This is a genomic window from Streptomyces sp. NPDC047880 (assembly GCF_040706515.1).
Lineage (GTDB): Bacteria > Actinomycetota > Actinomycetes > Streptomycetales > Streptomycetaceae > Streptomyces.
Genome location: NZ_JBEZOK010000019.1, coordinates 48,705 through 73,371, shown reverse-complemented (window position 1 = coordinate 73,371; position 24,667 = coordinate 48,705). Strand labels below are relative to the sequence as shown.

The 24,667-nt window shown below is 72.0% G+C and carries 22 protein-coding genes; 9 read left to right on the top strand and 13 right to left on the bottom strand.

Features of this window, described 5'->3' with window-relative positions; translation table 11 throughout:
- Window positions 1-71: 71 nt before the first annotated feature.
- From AB0937_RS26010 to tkt, 7 genes are read right to left on the bottom strand one after another with little or no spacing between them, the layout of a single operon-like run.
- On the bottom strand, window positions 72-659 hold the full coding sequence (locus AB0937_RS26010) for a histidine phosphatase family protein (protein ID WP_366714596.1): 588 nt from the start codon (window positions 657-659) through the stop codon (window positions 72-74).
- A 3-nt stretch (window positions 660-662) separates the two neighbouring features.
- Window positions 663-1,547: a phosphogluconate dehydrogenase (NAD(+)-dependent, decarboxylating) gene (gnd, locus tag AB0937_RS26005; RefSeq protein WP_184907646.1), complete on the bottom strand. Its 885-nt coding sequence runs from the start codon at window positions 1,545-1,547 to the stop codon at window positions 663-665.
- A 1-nt stretch (window position 1,548) separates the two neighbouring features.
- On the bottom strand, window positions 1,549-3,213 hold the full coding sequence (gene pgi, locus AB0937_RS26000; protein WP_366714595.1) for a glucose-6-phosphate isomerase: 1,665 nt from the start codon (window positions 3,211-3,213) through the stop codon (window positions 1,549-1,551).
- The gene (gene opcA / locus AB0937_RS25995) at window positions 3,206-4,141 is read right to left on the bottom strand and encodes a glucose-6-phosphate dehydrogenase assembly protein OpcA (protein WP_366714594.1); all 936 of its coding nucleotides are present in this window, start codon (window positions 4,139-4,141) and stop codon (window positions 3,206-3,208) included. The genes pgi and opcA overlap by 8 nt, the downstream gene beginning before the upstream one ends.
- Complete coding sequence (zwf, locus tag AB0937_RS25990; protein WP_366714593.1) at window positions 4,138-5,811, bottom strand: glucose-6-phosphate dehydrogenase; 1,674 nt, start codon at window positions 5,809-5,811, stop codon at window positions 4,138-4,140. The genes opcA and zwf overlap by 4 nt, the downstream gene beginning before the upstream one ends.
- Window positions 5,808-6,953: a transaldolase gene (tal, locus tag AB0937_RS25985; protein ID WP_366714592.1), complete on the bottom strand. Its 1,146-nt coding sequence runs from the start codon at window positions 6,951-6,953 to the stop codon at window positions 5,808-5,810. Before tal ends, zwf begins: the two co-directional genes overlap by 4 nt.
- A gap of 19 nt (window positions 6,954-6,972) precedes the next feature.
- A complete protein-coding gene (gene tkt / locus AB0937_RS25980) occupies window positions 6,973-9,048 on the bottom strand; it encodes a transketolase (protein ID WP_366714591.1) in 2,076 nt (691 codons plus the stop codon).
- A gap of 157 nt (window positions 9,049-9,205) precedes the next feature.
- On the opposite strand from tkt, the gene AB0937_RS25975 reads away from it, so the two are divergent.
- Entirely contained in the window at window positions 9,206-10,087 is an 882-nt protein-coding gene (locus tag AB0937_RS25975; protein WP_366714590.1) for an AraC family transcriptional regulator, read from the top strand.
- A gap of 48 nt (window positions 10,088-10,135) precedes the next feature.
- On the opposite strand, the gene AB0937_RS25970 is transcribed toward AB0937_RS25975, so the two are convergent.
- Window positions 10,136-11,530, bottom strand: coding sequence for a glycoside hydrolase family 16 protein (locus AB0937_RS25970; RefSeq protein WP_366714589.1), 1,395 nt, complete (start codon window positions 11,528-11,530; stop codon window positions 10,136-10,138).
- A gap of 217 nt (window positions 11,531-11,747) precedes the next feature.
- Between AB0937_RS25970 and AB0937_RS25965 the strand changes: the two genes are divergently transcribed.
- From AB0937_RS25965 to AB0937_RS25950, 4 genes are all read left to right on the top strand, one after another.
- Entirely contained in the window at window positions 11,748-12,257 is a 510-nt protein-coding gene (locus AB0937_RS25965) for an SRPBCC family protein (protein ID WP_366714588.1), read from the top strand.
- Window positions 12,250-13,869, top strand: a complete 1,620-nt coding sequence (locus AB0937_RS25960; protein WP_366714587.1) for an NAD(P)/FAD-dependent oxidoreductase — start codon at window positions 12,250-12,252, stop codon at window positions 13,867-13,869. Before AB0937_RS25965 ends, AB0937_RS25960 begins: the two co-directional genes overlap by 8 nt.
- A gap of 44 nt (window positions 13,870-13,913) precedes the next feature.
- Window positions 13,914-14,795 (top strand): SDR family oxidoreductase, encoded by an 882-nt coding sequence (locus AB0937_RS25955; RefSeq protein WP_366714586.1) that lies wholly within the window; start codon window positions 13,914-13,916, stop codon window positions 14,793-14,795.
- A gap of 186 nt (window positions 14,796-14,981) precedes the next feature.
- Window positions 14,982-15,833: an oxygenase MpaB family protein gene (locus AB0937_RS25950; protein ID WP_366714585.1), complete on the top strand. Its 852-nt coding sequence runs from the start codon at window positions 14,982-14,984 to the stop codon at window positions 15,831-15,833.
- A 30-nt stretch (window positions 15,834-15,863) separates the two neighbouring features.
- Here the strand turns inward: AB0937_RS25950 and AB0937_RS25945 are convergent, their stop codons facing one another.
- The 4 genes from AB0937_RS25945 to AB0937_RS25930 form a co-directional block, all read right to left on the bottom strand.
- The gene (locus AB0937_RS25945) at window positions 15,864-16,607 is read right to left on the bottom strand and encodes an IclR family transcriptional regulator (RefSeq protein WP_366714584.1); all 744 of its coding nucleotides are present in this window, start codon (window positions 16,605-16,607) and stop codon (window positions 15,864-15,866) included.
- Entirely contained in the window at window positions 16,604-17,977 is a 1,374-nt protein-coding gene (locus AB0937_RS25940; RefSeq protein WP_366714583.1) for a prolyl oligopeptidase family serine peptidase, read from the bottom strand. The genes AB0937_RS25945 and AB0937_RS25940 overlap by 4 nt, the downstream gene beginning before the upstream one ends.
- Window positions 17,974-19,320 carry an MFS transporter gene (locus tag AB0937_RS25935; RefSeq protein ID WP_366714582.1) on the bottom strand — a complete coding sequence of 449 codons (1,347 nt, stop codon included), beginning with the start codon at window positions 19,318-19,320 and terminating at the stop codon, window positions 17,974-17,976. The genes AB0937_RS25940 and AB0937_RS25935 overlap by 4 nt, the downstream gene beginning before the upstream one ends.
- 80 nt (window positions 19,321-19,400) lie before the next feature.
- Window positions 19,401-19,922: a MarR family transcriptional regulator gene (locus AB0937_RS25930; RefSeq protein WP_366714581.1), complete on the bottom strand. Its 522-nt coding sequence runs from the start codon at window positions 19,920-19,922 to the stop codon at window positions 19,401-19,403.
- Between the two features lie 135 nt (window positions 19,923-20,057).
- Between AB0937_RS25930 and AB0937_RS25925 the strand changes: the two genes are divergently transcribed.
- The 4 genes from AB0937_RS25925 to AB0937_RS25910 are packed head-to-tail and all read left to right on the top strand — an operon-like array spanning window position 20,058 to window position 23,839.
- Entirely contained in the window at window positions 20,058-20,975 is a 918-nt protein-coding gene (locus AB0937_RS25925; protein ID WP_366714580.1) for an SDR family oxidoreductase, read from the top strand.
- An 11-nt stretch (window positions 20,976-20,986) separates the two neighbouring features.
- Window positions 20,987-21,862 (top strand): amidohydrolase family protein, encoded by an 876-nt coding sequence (locus tag AB0937_RS25920; protein ID WP_366714712.1) that lies wholly within the window; start codon window positions 20,987-20,989, stop codon window positions 21,860-21,862.
- 10 nt (window positions 21,863-21,872) lie between these two features.
- Window positions 21,873-23,387, top strand: coding sequence for a long-chain fatty acid--CoA ligase (locus AB0937_RS25915; RefSeq protein ID WP_366714579.1), 1,515 nt, complete (start codon window positions 21,873-21,875; stop codon window positions 23,385-23,387).
- Entirely contained in the window at window positions 23,384-23,839 is a 456-nt protein-coding gene (locus tag AB0937_RS25910) for a MaoC family dehydratase (RefSeq protein ID WP_366714578.1), read from the top strand. Before AB0937_RS25915 ends, AB0937_RS25910 begins: the two co-directional genes overlap by 4 nt.
- On the opposite strand, the gene AB0937_RS25905 is transcribed toward AB0937_RS25910, so the two are convergent.
- Complete coding sequence (locus tag AB0937_RS25905; RefSeq protein ID WP_366714577.1) at window positions 23,830-24,657, bottom strand: PaaX family transcriptional regulator C-terminal domain-containing protein; 828 nt, start codon at window positions 24,655-24,657, stop codon at window positions 23,830-23,832. The two genes, AB0937_RS25910 and AB0937_RS25905, sit on opposite strands and share 10 nt — an antisense overlap.
- Window positions 24,658-24,667: the final 10 nt, after the last annotated feature.

Sequence of the window (24,667 nt, the reverse complement as noted above, 5' to 3'; positions counted from 1 at the left end):
CGTCGATCTCCATCAGCCGGGACTCTGACGTGCCCGGCCGGAGGTGTCAACTCACCTCCGGCCGGGGCTCGTTACGCCCGGGTGTTCCACTCCGCGATCACGGGCCGGCCGTGCTCGGCCGACAGCCGGCAGACCGTCCCGGTCTCCAGCCGGAACAGCCGTCCCTCCGCCGGGGACAGGCCCAGCCGGCGGGCCGTCAGCACGCGAAGGAAGTGGCCGTGCGCCACCAGCAGCACATCACCCTCGGGCAGCGCCTGCGCCGCCCGGGCCAGCACCCGGTCGGCCCGCTCGCCGACCTCCTCGGGCGACTCGCCCGGCTCGCCGTCACGGCCGGGCGGGACCCCGTCGGTCCACAGGTCCCAGTCGGGACGGGTGCGGTGGATCTCCTCGGTGGTGACGCCCTCGTAGGCGCCGTAGTACCACTCGTGCAGGTCCGCGTCCCGCACGGTCCCCGTCAGGCCCGCGAGTTCGGCGGTGCGCACCGCGCGGCCGAGCGGGCTGGTGAGGACCAGGGCGAAGGGGCGGTCCGCGAGGAGCGGGGCGAGCGACTTGACCTGCTCCTCACCGTGGCGGGTGAGGGGCAGGTCGGTGAAGCTGGTGTGCTGTCCGCTGCGGCTCCACTCCGTCTCGCCGTGGCGGACCAGCAGCAGATCACCCACGTCCTACGCCTTCTTCGCGGACTCGACGGCGTGGCCGCCGAACTGGTTGCGCAGCGCCGCGATCATCTTCATCTGCGGCGAGTCGTCCTGCCGGGAGGCGAACCGGGAGTAGAGGGAGGCGGTGATCGCGGGCAGCGGTACGGAGTTGTCGATCGCGGCCTCCACCGTCCAGCGTCCCTCACCGGAGTCCTGGGCGTAGCCCCGGAGCTCCTCCAGGTGCTCGTCCTCGTCGAGGGCGTCCACCGCCAGGTCCAGCAGCCAGGAGCGGATGACGGTGCCGTCCTGCCAGGAGCGGAACACCTCGCGGACGTTGTCCACCGAGTCCACGGCCTCCAGCAGCTCCCAGCCCTCGGCGTAGGCCTGCATCATCGCGTACTCGATGCCGTTGTGGACCATCTTCGCGAAGTGCCCGGCGCCCACCTTGCCCGCGTGGACGAAGCCGTACGGGCCCTCCGGCTTGAGCGCCTCGAAGATCGGCCGCAGCCGGTCGACGTACTCCTTCTCGCCGCCGACCATCAGGGCGTAGCCGTTCTTGAGGCCCCACACGCCGCCCGAGACACCCGCGTCGACAAAGCCGATGCCGCGCTTGCTCAGCTCCTCGGCGTGCTTCTCGTCGTCCGTCCAGCGGGAGTTGCCGCCGTCGACCACCGTGTCGTACGGCTTGAGGAGGTCAGCCAGACGGTCGATGACGTGCTGGGTGGGGTCGCCGGCCGGGACCATGACCCAGACCGTGCGCGGCGCCTCCAGCTGGTTGACGAGGTCGGCCAGGCTGGCGACGTCGGACTTCTCGGGGTCGGTGTCGTAGCCGATGACGGTGTGGCCGGCGTTGCGCAGGCGCTCGCGCATGTTGCCGCCCATCTTGCCGAGACCCACAAGACCGATCTGCATGTCAGTTCACTTCCCGAAGATTGCGGTAGGCGGCCACCAGCGCGGCCGTGGACGGGTCGAGACCGGGGACGTCGGCGCCCTCGGTCAGGGCGGGCTCGACGCGCTTGGCGAGCACCTTGCCGAGCTCGACGCCCCACTGGTCGAAGGAGTCGATGTTCCAGACGGCGCCCTGCACGAACACCTTGTGCTCGTAGAGGGCGATCAGCTGGCCGAGGACCGACGGGGACAGTTCGGTGGCCAGGATCGTCGTGGTGGGGTGGTTGCCCCGGAAGGTGCGGTGCGGCACCTGCTCCTCGGGCACACCCTCGGCGCGCACCTCCTCGGCGGTCTTGCCGAAGGCGAGCGCCTGCCCCTGCGCGAACAGGTTGGCCATCAGCAGGTCGTGCTGCGCCTGCAGTTCGTCGCTCAGCTCGGCGACGGGCCGGGCGAAGCCGATCAGGTCGGCCGGGATGAGCTTGGTCCCCTGGTGGATCAACTGGTAGTAGGCGTGCTGTCCGTTGGTGCCGGGCGTGCCCCACACCACCGGGCCGGTCTGCCACTCCACCGGCTTCCCGTCGCGGTCCACCGACTTGCCGTTGGACTCCATGTCGAGCTGCTGGAGGTAGGCGGTGAACTTGGACAGGTAGTGGCTGTAGGGCAGGACGGCGTGCGACTGGGCGTCGTGGAAGTTGCCGTACCAGATGCCCAGCAGGCCCAGCAGCAGTGGGGCGTTGGCCTCGGCCGGGGCGTTGCGGAAGTGCTCGTCGACGATGCGGAAGCCGTCGAGCATCTCCCGGAAGCGGTCCGGGCCGATCGCGATCATCAGGGACAGGCCGATCGCGGAGTCGAACGAGTAGCGGCCGCCGACCCAGTCCCAGAACTCGAACATGTTGTCGACGTCGATGCCGAAGTCGGCGACCTTCTCCGCGTTGGTCGACAGCGCGACGAAGTGCTTCGCCACCGCCTTTTCGTCGCCCCCGAGACCCCTCAGCAGCCAGGAGCGGGCCGAGGTCGCGTTAGTGATCGTCTCGATGGTGGTGAAGGTCTTGGACGCGACGATGAACAGCGTCTCCGCCGGGTCCAGGTCGCGCACCGCCTCGTGCAGGTCCGAGCCGTCCACGTTCGACACGAAGCGGAACGTCAGATCCCGGTCGGTGAACGGACGCAGCGCCTCGTAGGCCATCGCCGGGCCGAGGTCCGATCCGCCGATGCCGATGTTGACGACGTTGCGGATCCGCCTGCCGGTGTGCCCGGTCCACTCCCCGGAGCGCACCCGGTCCGCGAAGCCGGCCATCTTGTCGAGCACCGCGTGCACGCCCGGGACGACGTTCTCGCCGTCGACCTCGATCACGGCGTCCCGCGGGGCGCGCAGCGCCGTGTGCAGCACCGCCCGGTTCTCGGTGACGTTGATCTTCTCGCCACGGAACATCGCGTCCCGGAGTCCGAACACGTCGGTGGCCGTGGCCAGCTCCTGGAGCAGAGCCAGCGTCTCGTCGGTGACCAGGTGCTTGGAGTAGTCGATGCGCAGGTCGCCCACGTGCACGACGTAGCGCTCGGCACGTCCCGGGTCCGCGGCGAACAGCTCGCGCAGGTCCGGCTGCGGCACGGCGTCCGCGCGGTGGTCCTCCAGTGCGGTCCACTCGGGGCGCCGGGTGAGCCTGGCGGAGTGGGAGGGGGAGTCAGACATGGGCAGGGGTCTCCTCGGTCGCCTCGCCGTTCAGAGCGATGGCGTACATCTCGTCCGCGTCGAGGCGCCGCAGCTCCTCGGCGATCAGTTCGGAGGTCGCACGGACCTTGAGCGCGAGGGTGCGCGACGGCTGGCCCGGCAGGGTCAGCGTGGCCAGCGGCCCCTCGGGCCGGTCGATGACGATCTCCCCGTGCTCGGTGCCAAGGCGCACGGCCGTCACGACCGGCCCGGCGGTGACGACACGGTCCACCCGGACGTGCAGCCGCGCCTCGAGCCAGCGGGCCAGCAGCTCGGCGGCCGGGTTCTCGGCCTCGGCCTCCACCGCCGCCGAGACGATCCGCTCCCGGGCCTGGTCCAGCGCGGCCGCCAGCATCGAACGCCAGGGCGTCAGCCGGGTCCAGGCCAGGTCGGTGTCACCGGGTGCGTAGGAGCGGACCCGGGTCTGGAGCGTCTCCAGGGGGTTCTCGACGGCGTACAGGTCGGTGATCCGCCGCTGGGCCAGCGCCCCGAGCGGGTCCTTGGAGGGGACCTCGGGGGCGTCCACCGGCCACCACACCACCACCGGCGCGTCGGGCAGCAGCAGCGGCAGCACCACCGAGTCGGCGTGCTCGGACACCTCGCCGTAGGTCCGCAGGATCACCGTCTCGCCGGTGCCCGCGTCGGCGCCCACCCGGACCTCGGCGTCCAGTCGGGAGGACTGCCGGTCGCGCGGGGTGCGGGCGTGCCGCTTGATGACGACCAGGGTGCGCGAGGGGTGCTCGTGCGAGGCCTCCTCGGCCGCCTTGATCGCGTCGTAGGCGTTCTCCTCGTCCGTGACGATCACCATCGTCAGGACCATGCCCACGGCGGGCGTGCCGATGGCGCGTCGGCCCTGCACCAGCGCCTTGTTGATCTTGCTTGCCGTGGTGTCGGTCAGGTCGATCTTCATGGCCTGCGCCAGCTCCGTCCGTCTCGTGCGAGCATCTCGTCGGCTTCCTCGGGTCCCCAGCCGCCCGAGGCGTACTGCGCGGGCCGGCCGTGCGTGGCCCAGTACTGCTCGATCGGGTCGAGGATCTTCCAGGACTCTTCCACTTCCTGGTGACGGGGGAACAGGTTGGCGTCGCCCAGGAGGACGTCGAGGATCAGCCGTTCGTACGCCTCCGGGCTGGACTCGGTGAACGACTCGCCGTAGGCGAAGTCCATCGTGACGTCCCGGATCTCCATCGACGTGCCCGGCACCTTGGAGCCGAAGCGGACCGTCATGCCCTCGTCCGGCTGGACACGGATGACGATCGCGTTGGAGCCGAGCTCCTCGGTCGCGCTGGAGTCGAAGGGGGAGTGCGGGGCCCGCTGGAAGACCACGGCGATCTCCGTGACCCGGCGGCCGAGGCGCTTGCCGGTACGCAGGTAGAACGGGACGCCGGCCCAGCGGCGGTTGTCCACCTGGAGCCTGACCGCGGCGTAGGTGTCGGTCGTGGAGGAGGGGTCGATGCCGTCCTCCTCCAGATAGCCGCGTACCTTCGCGCCGCCCTGCCAGGCCGCTGTGTACTGCCCGCGCACGGTGTTCGCCCCGAGGTCCTGCGGAAGCCGCACGGCCTTGAGGACCTTCAGCTTCTCGGTGAGCAGCGAGGGGGCGTCGAAGGCGGCCGGTTCCTCCATCGCGGTGAGCGCCATCAGCTGGAGCAGGTGGTTCTGTATGACGTCACGGGCGGCGCCGATGCCGTCGTAGTACCCGGCCCGGCCCCCGATGCCGATGTCCTCGGCCATGGTGATCTGCACGTGGTCGACGTACGACCGGTTCCAGATCGGTTCGAACATCTGGTTGGCGAAGCGCAGCGCCAGCAGGTTCTGTACGGTCTCCTTGCCCAGGTAGTGGTCGATGCGGAAGACCTGCTCCGGATCGAACACCTCGTGCACGATGCGGTTGAGCTCCTCGGCCGACTTCAGATCGTGGCCGAACGGCTTCTCGATGACCGCGCGTCGCCAGGAACCCTCGGGCGCGTCGGCCAGCTTGTGCTTCTTCAGCTGCTGGACGACCTTCGGGAAGAACTTCGGCGGCACCGACAGGTAGAAGGCGTAGTTGCCGCTGGTGCCCCGGGAGGCGTCCAGCTCCTCCACGGCGGAGCGCAGCTGCTTGAACGCCGTGTCGTCGTCGAAGTCGCCCGGGATGAACCGCATGCCCTCGGCGAGCTGCTGCCAGACCTCCTCGCGGAACGGGGTCCGGGCGTGCTCGCGGACCGCGTCGTGCACGACCTGGGCGAAGTCCTGGTCCTCCCAGTCCCGGCGGGCGAAACCGACCAGGGAGAACCCCGGCGGCAGCAGGCCGCGGTTGGCCAGGTCGTAGACCGCCGGCATCAGCTTCTTGCGGGAGAGGTCGCCGGTGACGCCGAAGATGACGAGCCCGGAGGGCCCCGCGATCCTGGGCAGACGGCGGTCGCGCGGATCGCGCAGGGGGTTCTCGAAGTGGGTGTCGGCGTGCTCCGTACGGGGGGCGTGACCGCTCGCCCCGGTCTGCTCCACCCCGGCCGCCTCCTGCGCGGCCAGGGCCTCCTTCTCCTCCTTGGTCCCCTTCGTCTCCTGTTCGGCCGTCTGGGGGATGCCCTCGATGCCCTCGCTCATTCCGCGTCAACTCCCTTGCTGTTCAAGGACTTGGTGACCGCGTCCAGCAGCTCCTGCCAGGCCACCTCGAACTTGGCCACGCCCTCGTCCTCCAGTTGCCGCACCACCTCGTCGTATGCAATGCCGAGCCGTTCGACGGCCGCCAGGTCGGCGCGCGCCTGGGCGTAACCGCCGGTGACGGTGTCGCCCAGGACGTCACCGTGGTCGGCGACGGCGTTCAGCGTGGCCTCCGGCATGGTGTTCACCGTGCCGGGGGCGACCAGCTCGTCCACGTACAGGGTGTCCTTGTAAGCCGGGTCCTTCACACCGGTGGAGGCCCAAAGGGGGCGCTGCCGGTTCGCGCGGGCCCCGCCCAGCGCCTGCCAGCGCGGCCCGGCGAAGACCTGCTCGTACGCCTCGTAGGCCAGTCGTGCGTTGGCCAGGGCGGCCCGGCCCTTCAGAGCGAGGGCCTCCGGCGTGCCCAGCAGCGTCAGCCGCTTGTCGATCTCGGCGTCCACGCGGGAGACGAAGAACGACGCGACCGAGTGAATCGCCGCCAGGTCCAGACCGGCCGCCTGCGCCTTCTCCAGGCCCGCGAGATAGGCGTCCATCACCTCGCGGTACCGCTCCAGCGAGAAGATCAGCGTCACGTTGACACTGATACCCGCCCCGACGGCTTCCATGATCGCCGGCAGACCCGCTCGCGTCGCCGGGATCTTGATCATCACGTTGGGGCGGTCCACCAGCCAGGCCAGCTGCCGGGCCTCGGCGACGGTCGCCCGCGTGTCGTGGGCCAGCCGCGGGTCGACCTCGATGGACACCCGGCCGTCCCGGCCGCCGGTGGCCTCGTACACCGGGCGCAGCACGTCGGCGGCGGCCCGGACGTCGGCGGTCGTCATCATCCGTACGGCCTCGTCCACCGTCACACCGCGCACCGCCAGGTCGGCGAGCTGCTCCTCGTAGCCCGCCCCGGAGCCGATGGCGGCCTGGAAGATGGACGGGTTGGTGGTGACGCCGACGACGTTCCTCGTGGCGACGAGCTCGGCCAGGTTGCCGGACTCGATCCGCCGGCGCGACAGGTCGTCGAGCCAGATCGACACACCCTGGCCGGACAGGCGCTTGAGTGCTCCCGCGTCCGCGGTCGCTTCGGTCACAGTGATCATCTTCTTTCGGGCGGTCGGGTCAGCCGCGGGCGGCGGTCAGGGATTCCCGCGCGGCGGCGACGACGTTCTCGGGGGTGAAGCCGTACTCGGCGAACAGGGTCTGGGCGTCGGCGGAGGCGCCGAAGTGCTCCAGGGAGACGATGCGTCCCGCGTCTCCGACGAACCGGTGCCAGGTCAGGCCGATCCCGGCCTCGACGGCGACCCGGGCCGTCACGGACGGCGGCAGGACGCTCTCGCGGTAGGAGCGTGGCTGTTCCTCGAACCACTCCACCGACGGCATCGACACGACGCGGGTGGGCACGCCGGCGGCCTGGAGGATCTCGCGCGCCCCGGCGGCGACGTGCACCTCGGAGCCGGTGGCGATCAGGATCACCTGGGGCGTGCCGCCCTCCGCCTCGAACCGTACGTAACCGCCGCGCGCCGCGTCCGGGTCCGGCTCGTAGGTGGGCACGCCCTGGCGGGTGAGCGCGAGGCCGTGCGGGGCCGGGGCGGTGCTGTGGCGCTCGAGGATCTCGGCCCAGACGACCGCGGTCTCGTTGGCGTCGGCCGGGCGTACGACGTTCAGGCCGGGGATGGCCCGCAGCGCGGCCAGATGCTCCACCGGCTGGTGGGTCGGGCCGTCCTCGCCGAGGCCGATGGAGTCGTGCGTCCACACGTACGTCACCGGCAGCTGCATCAGGGCCGACATCCGCACCGCGTTGCGCATGTAGTCGGAGAAGACCAGGAACGTGCCGCCGTGGACGCGGGTGTTGCCGTGCAGCGCGATGCCGTTCATCTCCGCGGCCATGGAGAACTCGCGGATGCCGAAGTGCACGGTGCGGCCGTAGGGGTCGGCCTCCGGCAGCGGGTTGCCCCGCGGGAGGAACGAGCTGGTCTGGTCGATGGTGGTGTTGTTGGAGCCGGCGAGGTCGGCCGAACCGCCCCACAGCTCGGGCACGACCGGTCCCAGCGCCTGGAGGACCTTGCCGGAGGCGGCGCGGGTGGCGACGGCCTTGCCCGGCTCGAACACCGGCACGGCGTCCTCCCAGCCCTCGGGCAGCTCGCCCTTGCTGACGCGGTCGAACGTGGCGGCCCGCTCCGGGTTCTCGGACCGCCAGGCGGCGATCCGCTTGTCCCAGGCGGTGTGCGCCTCGGCGCCCCGGTCCAGGGCCTCGCGGGTGTGCGCCAGCACCTCGCCGGCGACCGCGAAGCTCTCCTCCGGGTCGAAGCCGAGGACGCGCTTGGTGGCGGCCACCTCGTCCTCGCCGAGCGCCGAACCGTGGGAGGCCTCGGTGTCGCGCGCGTTCGGGGCCGGCCAGGCGATGATCGTGCGCATCGCGATGATCGACGGGCGCTCCGTCTCGGCCTGAGCCGACCTCAGCGCCGCGTACAGCGCGTGCACGTCGACGTCGCCGTTCTCCTGCGGCTCGATCCGCTGCACGTGCCAGCCATAGGCCTCGTAGCGCTTCAGCACGTCCTCGGAGAACGCGGTCGCGGTGTCGCCCTCGATGGAGATGTGGTTGTCGTCGTAGAGGAAGACCAGGTTGCCGAGCTTCTGGTGGCCGGCGAGCGAGGAGGCCTCGGCGGAGACACCCTCCTGGAGGTCGCCGTCGGAGGCGATCGCCCAGATGGTGTGGTCGAAGGGGGAGTCGCCGTCGGCGGCATCCGGGTCGAACAGGCCGCGCTCGTACCGGGCGGCCATCGCCATGCCGACCGCGTTCGCCACGCCCTGGCCGAGCGGGCCCGTGGTGGTCTCCACACCCGCGGTGTGGCCGTACTCGGGGTGACCGGGCGTCTTGGAGCCGTGCGTGCGGAATGCCTTCAGGTCGTCCAGCTCCAGTTCGTAGCCCGCCAGGTAGAGCTGCGTGTAGAGGGTCAGCGAGGTGTGACCGGGGGAGAGGACGAAGCGGTCACGGCCGGCCCACTCGGGATCGGCGGGATCGTGCCGCATCACCTTCTGAAAGATCGTGTAGGCGGCCGGTGCCAGGCTCATCGCCGTGCCGGGGTGGCCGTTGCCGACCCGCTGGACGGCGTCGGCCGCCAGCAGACGGGCGGTGTCGACGGCACGCCGGTCGAGTTCGGTCCAGTCGAAGCGGTCCGCTGTCTGCGTGCTCATCTTCAAGAAGTCCTCGATGGGAGCGAAGTTGCTGGTCTGACGCGTTCAAAGTTAAAAGTCTGACTTTTACGGCGGAAGGTCGGCGTGTGCCAGCCTGTGGTGAAAGTGGGACACCCGCGGGCAGCAGGACACGCGAACGGTGCAGCACGAGGCGGACATGGCAGACAGAACCATTCAAGACGGCGACGGGATCGATACGTTCCCCTTCCCGGTCGGGCTCAGCGTCGGCGGCGTCGGCATGCAGATCGCCCCCATGGGCGACACCTGGCCGTCCGGCGTACCGCTGGAGCGCGTGCACCGCATCGACTTCCACACCGTCCTGCTCTTCGAGGCGGGCCCGGTCCGGCACATGGTCGACTTCACCGAGCACGAGGCCACGGCCGGGGACCTGCTGTGGATCCGCCCGGGACAGGTCCACCGCTTCTCGCGCACCAGCGAGTACCGCGGAACCGTGCTGACCATGCAACCGGGCTTCCTGCCCCGCTCGACCGTGGAGGCCACCGGCCTCTACCACTACGACCTGCCGCCCCTGCTGCACCCCGGCACAGCTCAACTCGCCGCCCTGAAAGCCTCGTTGACGCAGTTGCGGCGCGAGTACGAGGACACGGCCACACTCCCGCCGGCCCTGCACACCGCCGTCCTGCGCCACACGCTGACGGCGTTCCTGCTGCGGCTCGCCCACCTCGCCGCGAGTTCGGCGAAGGCTCCGCGGCAGCAGTCCGACTCCACGTTCACCCTCTTCCGGGACGCCGTGGAGCGGGACTTCGCCACCAACCACAGCGTCAGCGCCTACGCCGACGCGCTCGGCTACTCCCGCCGCACCCTGGTCCGGGCGGTGCGCGCCGCGACCGGTGAGACCCCCAAGGCCTTCATCGACAAGCGGGTGATCCTGGAGGCCAAACGGCTCCTCGCCCACACCGAACTGCCCATCGGCCGGATCGGCGTGGCGGTCGGCTTCCCCGACGCCGCGAACTTCTCCAAGTTCTTCCACCAGCACACGGAACGGACTCCGGCGGCCTTCCGCGCGGAGTTGCGCTGAGCACGGCGAAGGGCTCCACGCGCGCGTGGAGCCCCGTGTCCCCTGCCGTCAGTGCCCGAAGGCGAACCAGTTGACGTTCACGAAGTCCGCCGGCTGACCGCTGGTGAAGGTCAGATACACGTCGTGCGTGCCCGTCACGGCACTGATGTTCGCCGGGACGGTCCGCCACGACTGCCAGCCCCCGGTGCTGCCCACCGCGAAGCTCCCGACGGGCGCGTTGCTCCGGCTGTCCAGCCGGACCTCGACCAGCCCGCTGACGCCGCCGGCCGCTCCGCTCGCGACCCGGGCGCTGAACTGCCGGGCCGCCGTGGAGCCGAAGTTCACGCCCTTGAAGTGCAGCCAGTCGCCATTGGCCAGGGCGCCGACGTTCTGCCCGCCGCCGGAGTCGGCCGTCGTCTCGGTGATCACGCCGGACTGGCCGTCGTAGGACTCGGCCTGGATGGTCCCGTAGGCGTCGCGGCCTCCGGTCGGGGGAGGCGTGGTGCCACCCCCGGACGACAGCACCTGTACGTAGTCGACGACCATCGCGTGACCCGGCTGCGTCCCGGCGTCCGGGCCCCCGCCGAACGCGTCGGGGAAGCCGCCGCCCATCGCGACGTTCAGGATGACGAAGAAACCGTGGTCGGTGGCGTTCTTCCAGGTCGTCGCGTCGACCTGGTTGGCGCGCACCGTGTGGTAGTTGACGCCGTCGAGGTAGAAACGGATCTCCTCGACGCTCGTGGAGCGGTCCCACTCCATCCGGTACGTGTGGAAGCCCGCCTGGCAGGAGGTGTTCTGACAGGTGGTCGAGCCGCCGATGCCGCTGGTCTCGTTGCAGGGGCCGCCGGGTGAGGTGCCGCAGTGCATCGTGGCGAACACCGTGTTCATGCCCTGGGTGTTCTCCATGATGTCCAGCTCGCCGACCGCCGGCCAGTTCCAGTGGTTGCCGCGGTAGGGGCCGCCCAGCATCCAGAACGCCGGCCAGTAGCCCTTGGCGGCGGCGCCGGTGACGTCGGGCACCTGGATGCGCGACTCGACGCGCAGCGTGCCTCCCGCCGGGGGCTGGAAGTCGGTGCGGTTGGTCTCGATCCGGCCGGAGGTCCAGTTGCCGGCGGCGTCCCGCCGGGGCGTGATGCGGAGGTTGCCGTTGCCGTCGAGCGAGACGTTGTCCGTGCTGTTCGTCATCGTCTCGATCTCGCCGGTGCCCCAGTTGGCGGGTCCGCCCGGGTAGCCCTTGCCGGTCGCGTACCGCCAGTCGGAGGTGTTGACGCCGGAGCCGGCGGCTCCGTTGAAGTCGTCCACGAAGAGCTGCGTCCAGCCCGACGGGGGCGGGGGCGCGGAGGCGTTCGCGGAGGGGGCGGCGACCGCGGAGGCGGCTGCCGCGAGCCCGAGGGTGCTGACAACGGCGACGAACGCCCGCCGCAGCGGACGCCGTCCGGGGGACGTGCCGGTGGTGTCGCTCATGTGGGGATGCCTCTCGGATGGGAGACGGGTGAGAGCGCTCTCAAAGTGCCGTCAATGTGCTCCACGCGCTCTGGGGCGTCAAGAGGTAAAGCCGGGATTGGTGCGCGGCGGTGCGTGAGTGCACTCCTTTAACGGGACGGCCCCGCGCTGTTGAACAAGGGGTTCCGGGGCACTCGGGGTGGCGACGGACCACCGGTCGAGGCAACAGGAGGCAGCCGTGGCCGTACGCCATCACCTGATCCGAGTCGGCCCGGGCGCCGTGTGGGACGTTCTCGCCGACGGTCACCGCTATTCGGAGTGGGTCGTGGGTACCTCCGAGTCCCATCCGGTGCGCGGAAACTGGCCACGCACCGGCTCCGCGATCGGCTACGAGGTCCGCCTCGGCCCGGTGCGGCTCGACAACGAGACGGTCGTGCGCCACTGCGAGGAGGGCAAGCTGCTGGAGCTGGAGGCCCACGCCGGTGCGCTCGGCTCGGCACGCATCGCGATCGAGCTGCGGCCCTGGGGCGAGCACTGCCTGGTGATCGTGGACGAGCATCCCCTGCGGGGCGCCGGCGGCCGGCTGCACAACATCGGATTCGAGGCCCTGATCCAGCTGCGCCACCGCGCCATGCTGGCCCGGCTGGCCAAACTGTGCGAGGCCGAGGCGCGGGTCCCGGGAGGCACCCGCCGCGGCCTGGGTCAGGTGACCGCGGGGTCCGGCGCGGACGGGCCCGGCCATGCCTGACGCCGTGGTGATCGGCGCGGGCCCCAACGGCCTGGTGGCCGCCAACGTCCTCGCGGACGCCGGGTGGAGCGTCGAGGTGCTGGAGGAACAGCCCGAACCGGGCGGCGCCGTCCGTCACGACCGCGGCGTCGACCCCGCCTTCGTCAACGACCTCTTCAGCTCCTTCTACCCCCTTGCGGCCGCCTCACCGGTCCTGGCCGCGCTGCACCCCGAGGAGCACGGACTGCGCTGGAGCCACGCGCCCAGCGTGCTGGCCCATCCCCTCACCGACGGCAGCTGCGCCGTCCTGGACCGGAACATCGACATCACCGCCGCGTCCCTCGACACCTTCGAGCCGGGCGACGGAGCCGCCTGGCAGCGGCTGCACCAGGTGTGGCAGAACTTGCGCCCCGGCCTCCTGGACGCCCTGTTCACCCCGTTCCCGCCCATCCGCGCCACGGCACGGCTCGCACTGCGGCTGCGGGCCGCCGGCGGACTGCGCATGGCCCGCTCCCTGGTGCTGCCGGTGCGCCGCCTGGGGGAGGAGGAGTTCCGCGGCCAGGGTGGGCGACTGCTGCTGGCCGGCAACGCCCTGCACGCCGACCTCGCCCCCGAGTCGGCGGGCAGCGGCGGCTTCGGCTGGCTGATGGCCATGCTGGGCCAGACCTACGGCTTCCCGGTTCCGGCCGGCGGCTCCGGCGCGCTGACCTCGGCCCTGGTCCGGCGGCTGGAGACCCGGGACGGCCGGGTGCGCTGCGGGCAACGCGTCGAGCACGTCGTCGTCCGCGGCGGGCGAGCCGTCGGCGTGCGCACGGCGGGCGGTGACGCGGTACAGGCCCGCCGGGCGGTACTGGCGGACGTGTCCGTGCCCGCCCTGTACGGCGAGCTCCTCGACCCGGAGCACCTGCCCCCGCAGGTCCTCGACGACCTGCGGCGCTTCCAGTGGGACTTCGCCACCTTCAAGGTCGACTGGGCGCTCGACGGGCCGGTGCCCTGGCTGACCGAGCAGGCGTCCCGGGCCGGCACCGTGCACCTCGCCGACGGCATGGACGACCTGACCCGCTTCACCGCGCAGATCGCCATGCGGCAGGTCCCGGACCGGCCGTTCACGATCTTCGGCCAGATGACCACCTCCGACGCCACCCGCTCCCCCCAGGGCACCGAATCGGCCTGGGCGTACACCCACATCCCGCACGAGATCCGCGCCGACGCCGCCGACGAGGGCATCACCGGCCGCTGGGACACCAAGGACCAGGAACTCATGGCCGACCGCATGGAACGCCAGGTGGAACGCTTCGCACCCGGGTTCCGCTCGCTGATCCGCAGCCGCCGCATCCTGGCACCCCCGACGCTGGAGGCACTCGACGGCAACCTCGCGGGCGGCGCCATCAACGGCGGCACCACCGCCCTGCACCAGCAGCTCGTCTTCCGGCCCCTGCCCGGCACCGGCCGCCCGGAGACCCCGGTACCGGGCCTTTACCTCGCCTCCTCCGGAGCCCACCCGGGCGGCGGAGTGCACGGCGCCCCCGGAGCCAACGCCGCCCGGGCCGCCCTGCGCCGCAACCGGCCTCCCGGCCTCGCCCGCGCCCAGCGGCTCCTCGCCCACCGCGACCGCACCGGAGCCAGGCGCTGAACCCGGCCCCCGGGGCAGGGCCGGCACCGTAAGGAAGGCAGCCCATGGCAAGCAGTCCGCTCGCCGAGCGCACGATCGTCGTCACCGGAGCCGCCCGCGGCGTGGGCGCGGCCGTGGCCCGCGAAGTCGCCCGCCGCGGCGCCCGGGTCGCGCTCGTCGGCCACGAGAAGACCGCCCTGGACGCGGTCGCCGCCTCCCTGCCGGGCCCGGCCCTCGCCCTGGAGACCGACGTCACCGACCTCTCCGCGCTGGAAGCGGCGGCGGACACCGTGCGGGACCGTCTCGGCCCGCCCTCGGCCGTGGTGGCGAACGCCGGCATCGCCGAGGGCGGCGCACTCCTCGCCACGGACCCGGCCGCCTGGCGCCGCGTGATCGACGTCAACCTCACCGGCAGCGCCCAGACGGCCCGGGCGTTCCTGCCGGACCTGCTCGACACGGCGGGCTACTTCCTCCAGGTCGCCTCCCTGGCCTCGATCGGCGCCGCCCCGCTGATGAGCGCCTACTGCGCCTCCAAGGCGGGGGTCGAGGGCTTCGCGCACTCCCTGCGCGCGGAGGTGGCGCACCGCGGGGTCGCGGTGGGCATCGCCTACCTCAACTGGACGGACACCGACATGATCCGCGACGCCGACCGGTACGACGTCCTGCGCGAACTGCGCCTGCACATGCCCCCGCCGGCCCGCCGCGTGCACCCGGTGGACGTCGTCGCCGCCCGCCTGGTCAGGGGCATGGAGCGGCGGCGTACGGCCGTCTACGCCCCGGCCTGGCTGCGGCTCGCCCAGCCGATACGCCCCGCCATGCCCCCGGTGGTCCTGCGCGTGGCGCGCCGCGCCCTGCCCCGCCTGGAGGCTTCGGGCCCGGTCCGCTGCACCGGCCCACTCGGCGCCGGCGGCCAGGCCGACCGCGCGGCGTCGGGCCAGACATCCTGACCCCGGCGACACGGCAAGGCGGGGGCACAGCCACGCCCGCAGTCCCGCAGTCCCGCAGGCCCGTGATCCGGCCATCTCCGGCTGGGCCCGGCAGGCCCGGTCAGGCACGAGCGTTCGGCGGGTCGGCAGCCCCCCGGCCGGCGCCGCCATGACGGACACTGGGCAGCAGGAGAAGGGAGGCCGACCGTGCTGACCGGAGTCCGTGATCAGCTGGGCCAGGCCCTGTTCCGTCGGGTCGCCGGGCCCGGCGGGTCCGCGGCCCGGGCCCGCATCCACCACACGCCCGGGCCGCGCTGGTTCGGGCCGGACCGGCCCATCCGCACGGTCCACGGTGACGCCTCGATGTTCATCGGCGGGCTGACCGCCCTGCTCCTGCAGTCCCTGCACCCCCTCGCGATGGCGGCGGTCGCCGGTCACTCCGGCTTCCGCGGCGACCCGTGGGGCCGGCTGCAGCGCACCAGCACCTTCCTGGCCGTGACGACGTACGGCACCGCCGCCGACGCGCAGCAGGCGGTCGACCGGGTGCGCGGCATCCACGAGCGGATCCGCGGCACGACGGCCGACGGCGTGCCGTACCACGCGGCCGACCCCCACCTGCTCGGCTGGGTGCACGCCGCCGAGACGGACAGCTTCCTGCGCGCCCACGAACGCTACGGGGCCCGGCCGCTGGACGCCGCCGGCTACGACGCCTACGTCGCCGACACCGCGCGCGTCGCCGAGGCACTGGGGGCTGCCGACCCGCCGCGCGACCGCGGCGAACTGACCGAGCGCCTGACCGCCTACCGGCCCGAACTGCGGGCCACGCCCGAGGCCCGGGCGGCCGCCCGCTTCCTGCTGTTCCAGCCTCCCCTGCCCCTGGCCGTCCGGCCCTTCTACGGCGGACTGGCGGCGAACGCCGTCACCCTGCTCCCGCCCTGGGCCCGCGGCCTGCTGTGGCTGCCCCGGGTGCCGGTCGTCGAGGACCTCGCGGTGCGCCCCACGGGCCAGGCCCTGACCCGGACCATCCGCTGGGCCATGACACCGGCTCGGGAAGCCTGAGCCCACGGCGTCCGTCGAACCCGGCGCCGCTCAGGGCTGCCACCCCAGCGCCCGCGAGATCCCCCGCGCCGCCACCCGCACCGCCGGGCCCAGGACCGGCACCTGGGCGTCGGCGTGGGGCACCACGATCGACACGGCGGCGATCACGCCGCCGTCGGCGCCGCGCACCGGAGCGGCCACCGACAGGGCGTCCTCGGTGACCTGACGGTCGCTCACCGCCATGCCCGACCTGCGCACCTCGGCGAGGACCCGCCGCAGCCGCTCCGGTTCGGTGATCGTGTACGGGGTGAAGGAGGCGAGTTCGCCCGCGCAGTACTCCTTGCGGAACACCGGGTCGCCGTGGGCCAGCAGGGCGAGTCCGACCCCCGTGGCGTGCAGCGGCCAGCGGGCGCCGACGCGGATGTGCACACCGACCGCGGACCGCCCCGACAGCCACTCGATGTAGACCACGTCCCGGCCGTCCCGCACGGCCAGTTGCACGTTCTCGTGCGTCGCCTCGTACAGGTCCTCCAGGTACGGCAGCGCGATTTGCCGCAGCGCGAGGCCGCGCGGGGCCAGCGCGGCGAGCTCCCACAGCCGCAGCCCCACGTGGTAGACACCTGACTCGTCCCGCTCCAGGGCGCCCCACTCGGTGAGCGCTCCCACCAGCCGGTGTGCGGTGGTCAGGCTCAGCCCGGCCCGCCGGCTGATGTCCGTCAGGCACAGCGCCGGATGCTCGTGGTCGAAGGCCGCGAGCACGGACAGCAGCCGGTCGGGCGCGGTGGGGCCGGTCATGGCCGGGCGTCTGAGGGGTGGGCGAGGTCGTAGGGGCGCGGGTAGGCGCTCGGACGGTACGGCAGGTAGCGGGGCTCCGTCGTCGGATCCTCGGCCCGGGCGCGGGAGTTGAGGGCACCCGGCGAGGTGTCCCAGCGGCCGGTGTCCACGCGGTGCTCCAGGGTGTGCAGGGCGGCCAGTGTCTCGCCCGGGCCGAAGGTGCAGTGGCCCGGCGCGTCGACGTACGCCTGGCGGAGGAGCCCGGCGGCGCCCGCCGCGGTGGCGGCCCGCCGGTAGGCGCTCTCCGACTGCACCGGGATCAGGGCGTCACCGGTGGTGTGGATGTTCAGCTGGGGGTCGGTGAGGCGGCCGGAGAGCGCGCTGGTGTTCCGCATCCACCGCACCGCCGACGGGTCGGCGGCGACCCGGGGTGCCCGGCCCAGGGCCGAGAGGTCCGTGCGCAAGGACAGGCCCGCCTCCTTGTAGAGCTCCGTCACCTCTTTGTACAGCGGGGAGCGTGCGAGCATCGAGCGGTAGTCGACGCCCGTGTTCCAGGACGGGTTGCCGCCCGCCCGGCTCTCGGCCTCCTGCCGCCAGGCGAACGCGGGCAGCTGGAGCAGGCCCCGGACGGCGGCGTACTGGTTGGACTGCGCGGTCTTCCAGTCGGCGGGGCCCGGTTCGGTCTGCGAGGCGTCGTTGTGGCCCGGGATGTTGTGCAGGGCGGCGGTCAGGGCGATCCGGGCCCGGCCCCCGGGGGTCTGCTGGGCCGCGTCGACCTTCGAGGTGAGCGCCTTGCCCGCGGCGATCGCCTCGGCCTGGTCGGCGAACCCCGCGAGCCGCACACCGGAGTCCGGGGCGAGCAGGGTGCGCAGCGCGAACACCGGGTCCAGGGTGCTGTTCCAGTTGGCGACCCCGCCCTGCACCAGCCCGCACATCGACAGGGAGCCGTCGAACCGTCCGGCGTGCCGCTCGGCGAGCATGCCGGTGACGAAGCCGCCGTACGAGGTGCCCCAGGCGAGCGTCCGGCGGGCCGCTCCGTACTTGCCCGTGAAGAGGTCCAGCGTGGCGAGCTGGTCGGGCACCGCCTCGGCGATCGCCCAGCCGTTCGTCGCGTACGAGGAGCCGATCAGGGCGTACCCCTCGGCCAGCAGCTGGTCGCGGACGGGCGGACCGGGCGCGTTCTGGGCGGGGTTGGGCGCTCCGGCCGGGGTGTAGCCGTGGCTGTAGAGCAGGACCGTGCCGTTCCAGGACGCGGGGACGTCCATCACGTACGTGGCGCCGGAGGAGAGCCGGCCCTCCCAGTGGGTGCCGGTGGTGGCGGCGACGGCGGGCAGGGCGGTCGCGGCCAGGGACAGGCAGGCGGTGGTCAGTAAGGCGAGGCGGATCCTCAACGGGGGGTTCCTTCCAGGGCGGGGGCGGCGGCAGGGGAGTGGAGGGCGTCCGTGTGCGTCTCGCGCAGCCGCCACACGGTGACCGCGGTGACGGCCGCGCCGGCGCACAGCATCAGCGACACCGGGGTGCTGCCACCTCCGAAGGAGGCCAGGAGGCCGCCGGCGATCAAGGGCGAGAATCCGGCGCCGATCAGGGTCGCCCCCTGGTAGCCGAGGGAGGCGCCGGTGTAGCGGACGCGGGTGCCGAACATCTCGGTGAGCAGGGCGCCGAGAGGGCCGTACATCGTGGACTGGGCGACGCCGTGGCCGAGGGCCAGGGCGAGGATCAGCAGGGCGGGCGACCCGGAGTCGACCAGGGCCAGCACCGGGAACGCGAGCGCCGCCGAGGCGACGGCGCCGGCCAGGACGACGGGCCGGCGTCCGACCCGGTCCGACAGGGCGGAGGCGGCGGGCAGGACGCCGAGGGCCACGCAGGAGGCGACGGTCACCGCGGTCAGCACCTGCGGGCGGGTGTACCCCTCGTCGACGGCGTAGGAGATCATGAAGCTGGTCAGCAGCGACTGGGCGGTGAACGCGCCGATGCCGACACAGGCGGCCAGCAGCACGGGCTTCGGGCGGCGCAGCACCTCGACGATCGGTGGCCGGTCCGTCGGCTCCTTCTCGACCTGCGCCAACAGCGGGCTCTCGGCGACCTTCAGACGCACGAACAGACCGACGGCCAGCAGCACGATGCTCAGCAGGAACGGCACGCGCCAGCCCCAGGAGCGGAAGTCGTCGTCCGGCAGCGCGGCGACGAGTGTGACCACACCGGCCGACAGCACGGAACCGAGCGGAGCGCCGAGCTGTGTGAAGCTGGACCACAGGCCGCGCCGGGAACCCCGGGCGTGCTCGGCGTGTTCGACGACCATCAGCATCGCGCCGCCCCACTCGCCGCCGATCGCGATGCCCTGCACCACACGCAGGGCGACCAGCAGCACCGGCGCCCAGACGCCGATGGTGTCGTACGTCGGCAGCAGGCCGATGAGGAAGCTGCCGGACCCCATCAGCACCATGGTCAGCAGCATCATCGACTTGCGGCCGATCCGGTCGCCGAAGTGCCCGAACACGATGCCGCCGAGCGGCCGGGCGAGGTAGCCGGCGGCGAAGGTGCCGAACGCCGCGATGGTGCCGACCGCCGGGTCGGCCCGCGGGAAGAACAGTTCGCCGAAGACGAGCGCGGCGACGGTGCCGTAGACGAGGAAGTCGTAGAACTCGACGGCTGTGCCGAGCAGGCCGGAGACGGCGACCCGGCGCAACTGCGCTGTATCGGGGGAGGGTTGGGATGCGGACGGGGATGGCTGCACGGTGGGCTCCCTGGGGACGGGGCGCGGTTGGTCCGTGAAGTTATGCAGTCATCGTGCAGCCGTCAATCACTTGCACAACATCAGTTCAGGCCGTCCTCCGCGATGCGCAGCAACAGCGCGTGCAGCGTCTCCCGCTCGGCCGCGTCCAGCGGGCCGAGGAGTTCACCGGTCACCCGCAGGCCGTCCTCGTCGGTGTCGCGGAGGAAGTCGCGGCCCCGCTCGGACAGGACGACGATCCGGCTCCTGCGGTCGCCGGGGGAGGGGCGGCGCTCGGCGAAGCCCAGCTTCTCCAGGTCGTCGACCAGGCCGACGATCGCGCTCGGGTCGTAGCCGAGGCGCGTGCTCAGCTCGCGCTGCAGGGCGCCGTCGGTGCCGGCGAGGAACCGCAGCACCGCGTAGTGGCGCAGGCGCAGGCCCGACTCCTGGAGGCAGGCGTTGAAGAGCTGCCCTGAGCGCAGCCCGAGGCGGTACAGCAGGTAGCCCGTGTCGGCGTGCAGGCCGCGCATCCACGGCTCGTGGGCGTCGATGGGGTTCGCGGTGACGTTCTCGCGTGTGATGGCGGGCTCCCTGGGGTCGGTGCTGCTTCCTGCAGATTCCAGCATCTCGCACCCATGGGTCACCAACAACTATTGACGGCAACAATTATTGCTCTTAGCTTCGATCTCGCAGTCGAACCCGTGCGAGTCGCTGTCGAATCCGTGCGACTCGCTGTCGAACCCGTGTGAAGGGACCCGCCCGTGCCCAGCATCGATCTCTCCGGCAAGGCCGCCGTCGTCACCGGCAGCGGCCGTGGCCTCGGCCTCGCCTACGCCCACGCCCTGGCCGCCCACGGCGCGTCCGTGGTCGTCAACGACGTGGACGAGGCGGTGGCCGAGGCGGCCGTGAAGTCCATCGTGGAAGCGGGCGGCAGGGCCGTCGCCGAGGTCGTCCCGGTCGGCACCTCCGAGGCCGCCGAGCGGCTGGTGAACCGCGCGGTCGAGGAGTTCGGCCGGCTCGACGTGCTCGTCACCAACGCGGGCATCCTGCGCGACAAGGTCCTGTGGAAGATGACCGACGAGGACTTCGACGCGGTGCTCACCACCCACCTCAAGGGCACTTTCACCTGCGCCCGCGCCGCCGCCGTACGGATGCGCGAGCAGGGCGAGGGCGGCTCACTGATCCTGGTCGGCTCCCCGGCCGGGCAGCGCGGCAACTTCGGCCAGACGAACTACGCCGCCGCCAAGGCCGGCATCGCGGCGATGGCCCGCACCTGGGCCATGGAGCTGGGCCGCGCGAACATCACGGTCAACGCGATCGTGCCGGTCGCCGCCACCGCGATGACCGAGACCATCCCGGCCTTCGCGCCCTACGTCGAGGCCATGCGGAACGGCGAGCCCCTGTCGGACTTCCTCCGCAAGGGCGAGGGATTCGGCACCCCCGAGGACTGCGCGGCCCTGGTCCCGTTCCTCGCCTCCGAGGCCGCCCGGGGCGTCACCGGCCAGGCCATCGGCATCGGCGGCGACAAGGTGGCACTCTGGTCGCATCCGCAGGAGATCAGGGCGGCCTACGCCGACGGCGGCTGGACCCCCGACACCCTGGCCGACGCCTGGCCCACCTCGGTCGGTGCCGAGCTCCAGACGGTCGGCATCCCGGCGCCGAAGCTTCCGGAGGCGTGATGGACCGCCCGATGAACGTCGACGAGCTGGTCGCGATCGACGTCCACACCCACGCGGAGGTGTCCTCCCAGGGCCACTCCTCGCTGGACGACAACCTGCACGACGCCTCCTCCGCCTACTTCAAGGTGGAGGGCAAGCGGAAGCCCACCCTTCAGGAGACGGCCGTCTACTACCGCGAGCGGAACATGGCCGCGGTCATCTTCACCGTCGACGCCGAGTCCGCGACCGGCACCGCGCCCGTCCCGAACGAGGAGGTCGCCGAGGCGGCGGCCGCCAACTCCGACGTCCTGATCCCCTTCGCCTCCATCGACCCGTTCCGGGGCAAGGCCGGCGTCAGGCAGGCCCGGCGCCTGGTCGAGGAGTACGGGGTGAAGGGCTTCAAGTTCCACCCCAGCATCCAGGGGTTCTTCCCCAACGAGCGCGCGGTGGCGTACGACCTGTACGAGGTGATCGAGGAGACGGGCGCCATCGCCCTCTTCCACACCGGCCAGACGGGCATCGGCGCCGGAGTCCCCGGCGGGGGTGGCATCAGGCTCAAGTACTCCAATCCCCTGCACGTGGACGACGTGGCGGCCGACTTCCCGCACCTGAAGATCATCCTGGCGCATCCGTCCTTCCCCTGGCAGGACGAGGCCCTGGCGGTCGCCACGCACAAGCCGGGGGTGCACATCGACCTGTCCGGCTGGTCGCCGAAGTACTTCCCGCCGCAGCTCGTGCAGTACGCGAACACCCTGCTGAAGGACAAGGTGCTCTTCGGCTCCGACTTCCCCGTCCTGACCCCCGACCGCTGGCTCGCCGACTTCGACAAGCTCACGATCAAGGACGAGGTCCGGCCGAAGATCCTCAAGGAGAACGCGGCCCGCCTGCTCGGGCTGACGACACCGTAAGGGGCGAGACATGCGCAACGAGGGACTGGGTTCGTGGCCCGCACGCCGGGCCCGCAAGACCCCGCACCGCACCGCCCTGATCCACGACGGGTCCGCCACCGACTACGCCACCGTCCACACCCGCACCACCCGCCTGGCCCACGCCCTGCGCGCCCGGGGCGTGCGCCGCGGCGACCGCATCGCCTACCTCGGCCCGAACCACCCCTCCTATCTGGAGACGCTCTTCGCCGCAGGCCTGCTCGGCGCGGTCTTCGTCCCGCTCAACATCCGCCTCGCCGGACCGGAGATCGCCCACCAGCTCGCCGACTCCGGCGCCCGGGCCCTCGTCTACGGCCCGTCCCACGCGGGTCTGGTCGCGGGCCTGCCCGGCAGCACGGACGTACGCCTCTACCTGGAGGTCGGCGCGGAGTACGAGGCAGCCGTCGCCGAGGCGCCCGGGGAGCCGATCGACGAACCCGTCGGCGCCGACGACACCTGCATCATCATGTACACCTCGGGCACGACCGGCCGCCCCAAGGGCGCCATGCTCACCCACGGCAACCTCACCTGGAACGCCGTCAACGTCCTCGTCGACACCGACCTGATCGCCGACGAACGCGCGCTGGTCTCGGCCCCGCTGTTCCACACCGCGGGCCTGAACATGCTGACCCTGCCGGTCCTGCTGAAGGGCGGCACCTGTGTCCTGGTCGACGCCTTCGACCCGGACGCCACCTTCGACCTCATCGAACGGCACCGGATCACCTTCATGTTCGGCGTGCCCACGATGTTCGACCAGGTGGCCCGCCACCCGCGCTGGCCCGACGCGGACCTGTCCTCGCTCCGCATCCTCACCTGCGGCGGCTCCCCGGTCCCCACCCCGCTGATCGCGGCCTACCTGGAGCGCGGCCTGACCTTCCTCCAGGGCTACGGGATGACCGAGGCCGCCCCGGGCACGCTGTTCCTGGACGCCGAGCACGCCGTGAGCAAAGCGGGTTCGGCGGGTGTGCCGCACTTCTTCAGCGACGTCCGCGTCGTACGGCCGGACCTGTCTCCGGTGGGCACCGGCGAGGTGGGCGAGGTCGTGGTGCGCGGCCCGCACGTCATGCCCGGCTACTGGGGGCTGCCCGAGGAGACCGCCGCCTCCTTCGCGGACGGCTGGTTCCGCAGCGGGGACGCCGCACAGGTCGACGAGGACGGCTACGTCCACATCGTCGACCGCATCAAGGACATGATCATCTCCGGTGGTGAGAACGTCTACCCCGCCGAGATCGAGGACCAGCTCCTCGCCCACCCGGACATCGCCGAGTGCGCGGTGATCGGCGTGCCGGACGACAAGTGGGGCGAGGTGCCCCGCGCGGTCGTCGTCCCCCGCGAGGGCGCCGCCCTCGACCCCGACGAGGTGCTCGCGTCGCTCGCCGGCCGCCTCGCCAAGTACAAGATTCCGAAATCGGTGGTCCTCGCGGACGCACTCCCGCGCACGGCCTCCGGAAAGCTCCTCAAGTCCCGCGTCCGTACGCGTTACGGCCAGAGTCAAGGATCCGCATGAGCATCACCGTCAACGGCCTCGACGAACTCAAGAAGCTCGCCGGCAACGACCTCGGCACCAGTGAGTGGATCGAGGTGACGCAGGAGCGCATCGAAACCTTCGCCGACGCCACGGGCGACCACCAGTGGATCCACGTGGACCCCGAGCGCGCCAAGGACGGCCCCTTCGGCGCACCCATCGCGCACGGCTACCTCACGCTGTCCCTCTTCATCCCCCTGTTCACCGAGCTGCTGGACGTCCAGGGCGTGACGACGAAGGTCAACTACGGCCTCAACAAGGTGCGTTTCCCCGCTCCCGTCAAGGCCGGCTCCCGCATCCGCCTGACCGCGAAGCTCGCCGAGGTCGAGGAGGTGCCGGGCGGCGTGCAGATCACCGTCGAGGGCGCCATCGAGATCGAGGGCGGCACCAAGCCGGCGGCGGTGCTTCAGAGCCTGTCGCGGTTCTACGCCTGAGGGCGCGCCGGTACCAGGTCCAGAAGGCGTCGCGAGGCGTCGCGGACGAGCGGCGAGAGCCTTTCGTGCACGATGCGGAACGTCTTCTCGGCCTGTTCGGCCGGCCAGTCGGCGGGCAGGTGTTCGACGGGGAGCCGTGGGTCGCGGCGGACGATCTGCAGCCACTCCGTCTGGAGGCGCAGGCGCAGCACGAGGGCCTCTCCGGCGTCCGGCAGGTCGTCCTCCCAGTGCTGCCAGCGGCCCGCGAACCCCTCGTAGCGCTCGGCCAGTTCGGACAGCTCCCAGGTCTCCTCGATCATCCGGCCGATGTCCATGCCGGTGTCCGCGTGCGCCCGGAAGACCTTGACGTGGGCGGACAGGCCGAGCTCGGACACCAGGGCCGACACGTCGACCTCGCCCGGGGCGATCCACAGGCCGTTGAAGAGGGGGCCGAAGCCGCTCCAGGTCAGCTGGGAGCGCAGGTCGTGCCGCTGGCGCTGCCAGGTCTCCGGCAGGGAGAAGCCGAGCAGCGTCCAGCTGCCGTCCCACCGCCGGTTGACGGCACCCGTCCGCCAGATCCGCCGCTCGCCGTCGCGCAGCACCGCCTCCGAGCGCTCGGTCAGCCCGAAGTACATGCGGCGGCCCTCGCGCTGGCGGCGCAGCAGGTCACGGCCCACCATGCGGGTCAGAGTGGAGCGGGTGGCCTGCTCGCCGATCCCGGCGCGGGCGAACACGTCGATGACGCTGCCCGAGTACACGCACACATCACGGCCGAGCACCTGGTCGCCCAGGAACGTCAGCATGAGGGACTGGGGCCGCAGCGACTCTTCACCGGTCACGCGGCCCACC

Excerpts from the sequence above, each read along its gene's own strand:
- gnd (WP_184907646.1), bottom strand. The coding sequence starts at position 1,547 with ATGCAGATCGGTCTTGTGGGTCTCGGCAAGATGGGCGGCAACATGCGC.
- pgi (WP_366714595.1), bottom strand. The coding sequence starts at position 3,213 with ATGTCTGACTCCCCCTCCCACTCCGCCAGGCTCACCCGGCGCCCCGAG.
- opcA (WP_366714594.1), bottom strand. The coding sequence starts at position 4,141 with ATGAAGATCGACCTGACCGACACCACGGCAAGCAAGATCAACAAGGCG.
- zwf (WP_366714593.1), bottom strand. The coding sequence starts at position 5,811 with ATGAGCGAGGGCATCGAGGGCATCCCCCAGACGGCCGAACAGGAGACG.
- tal (WP_366714592.1), bottom strand. The coding sequence starts at position 6,953 with ATGATCACTGTGACCGAAGCGACCGCGGACGCGGGAGCACTCAAGCGC.
- tkt (WP_366714591.1), bottom strand. The coding sequence starts at position 9,048 with ATGAGCACGCAGACAGCGGACCGCTTCGACTGGACCGAACTCGACCGG.
- AB0937_RS25975 (WP_366714590.1), top strand. The coding sequence starts at position 9,206 with ATGGCAGACAGAACCATTCAAGACGGCGACGGGATCGATACGTTCCCC.
- AB0937_RS25970 (WP_366714589.1), bottom strand. The coding sequence starts at position 11,530 with ATGAGCGACACCACCGGCACGTCCCCCGGACGGCGTCCGCTGCGGCGG.
- AB0937_RS25960 (WP_366714587.1), top strand. The coding sequence starts at position 12,250 with ATGCCTGACGCCGTGGTGATCGGCGCGGGCCCCAACGGCCTGGTGGCC.
- AB0937_RS25955 (WP_366714586.1), top strand. The coding sequence starts at position 13,914 with ATGGCAAGCAGTCCGCTCGCCGAGCGCACGATCGTCGTCACCGGAGCC.
- AB0937_RS25945 (WP_366714584.1), bottom strand. The coding sequence starts at position 16,607 with ATGACCGGCCCCACCGCGCCCGACCGGCTGCTGTCCGTGCTCGCGGCC.
- AB0937_RS25930 (WP_366714581.1), bottom strand. The coding sequence starts at position 19,922 with ATGCTGGAATCTGCAGGAAGCAGCACCGACCCCAGGGAGCCCGCCATC.
- AB0937_RS25920 (WP_366714712.1), top strand. The coding sequence starts at position 20,987 with ATGAACGTCGACGAGCTGGTCGCGATCGACGTCCACACCCACGCGGAG.
- AB0937_RS25915 (WP_366714579.1), top strand. The coding sequence starts at position 21,873 with ATGCGCAACGAGGGACTGGGTTCGTGGCCCGCACGCCGGGCCCGCAAG.
- AB0937_RS25910 (WP_366714578.1), top strand. The coding sequence starts at position 23,384 with ATGAGCATCACCGTCAACGGCCTCGACGAACTCAAGAAGCTCGCCGGC.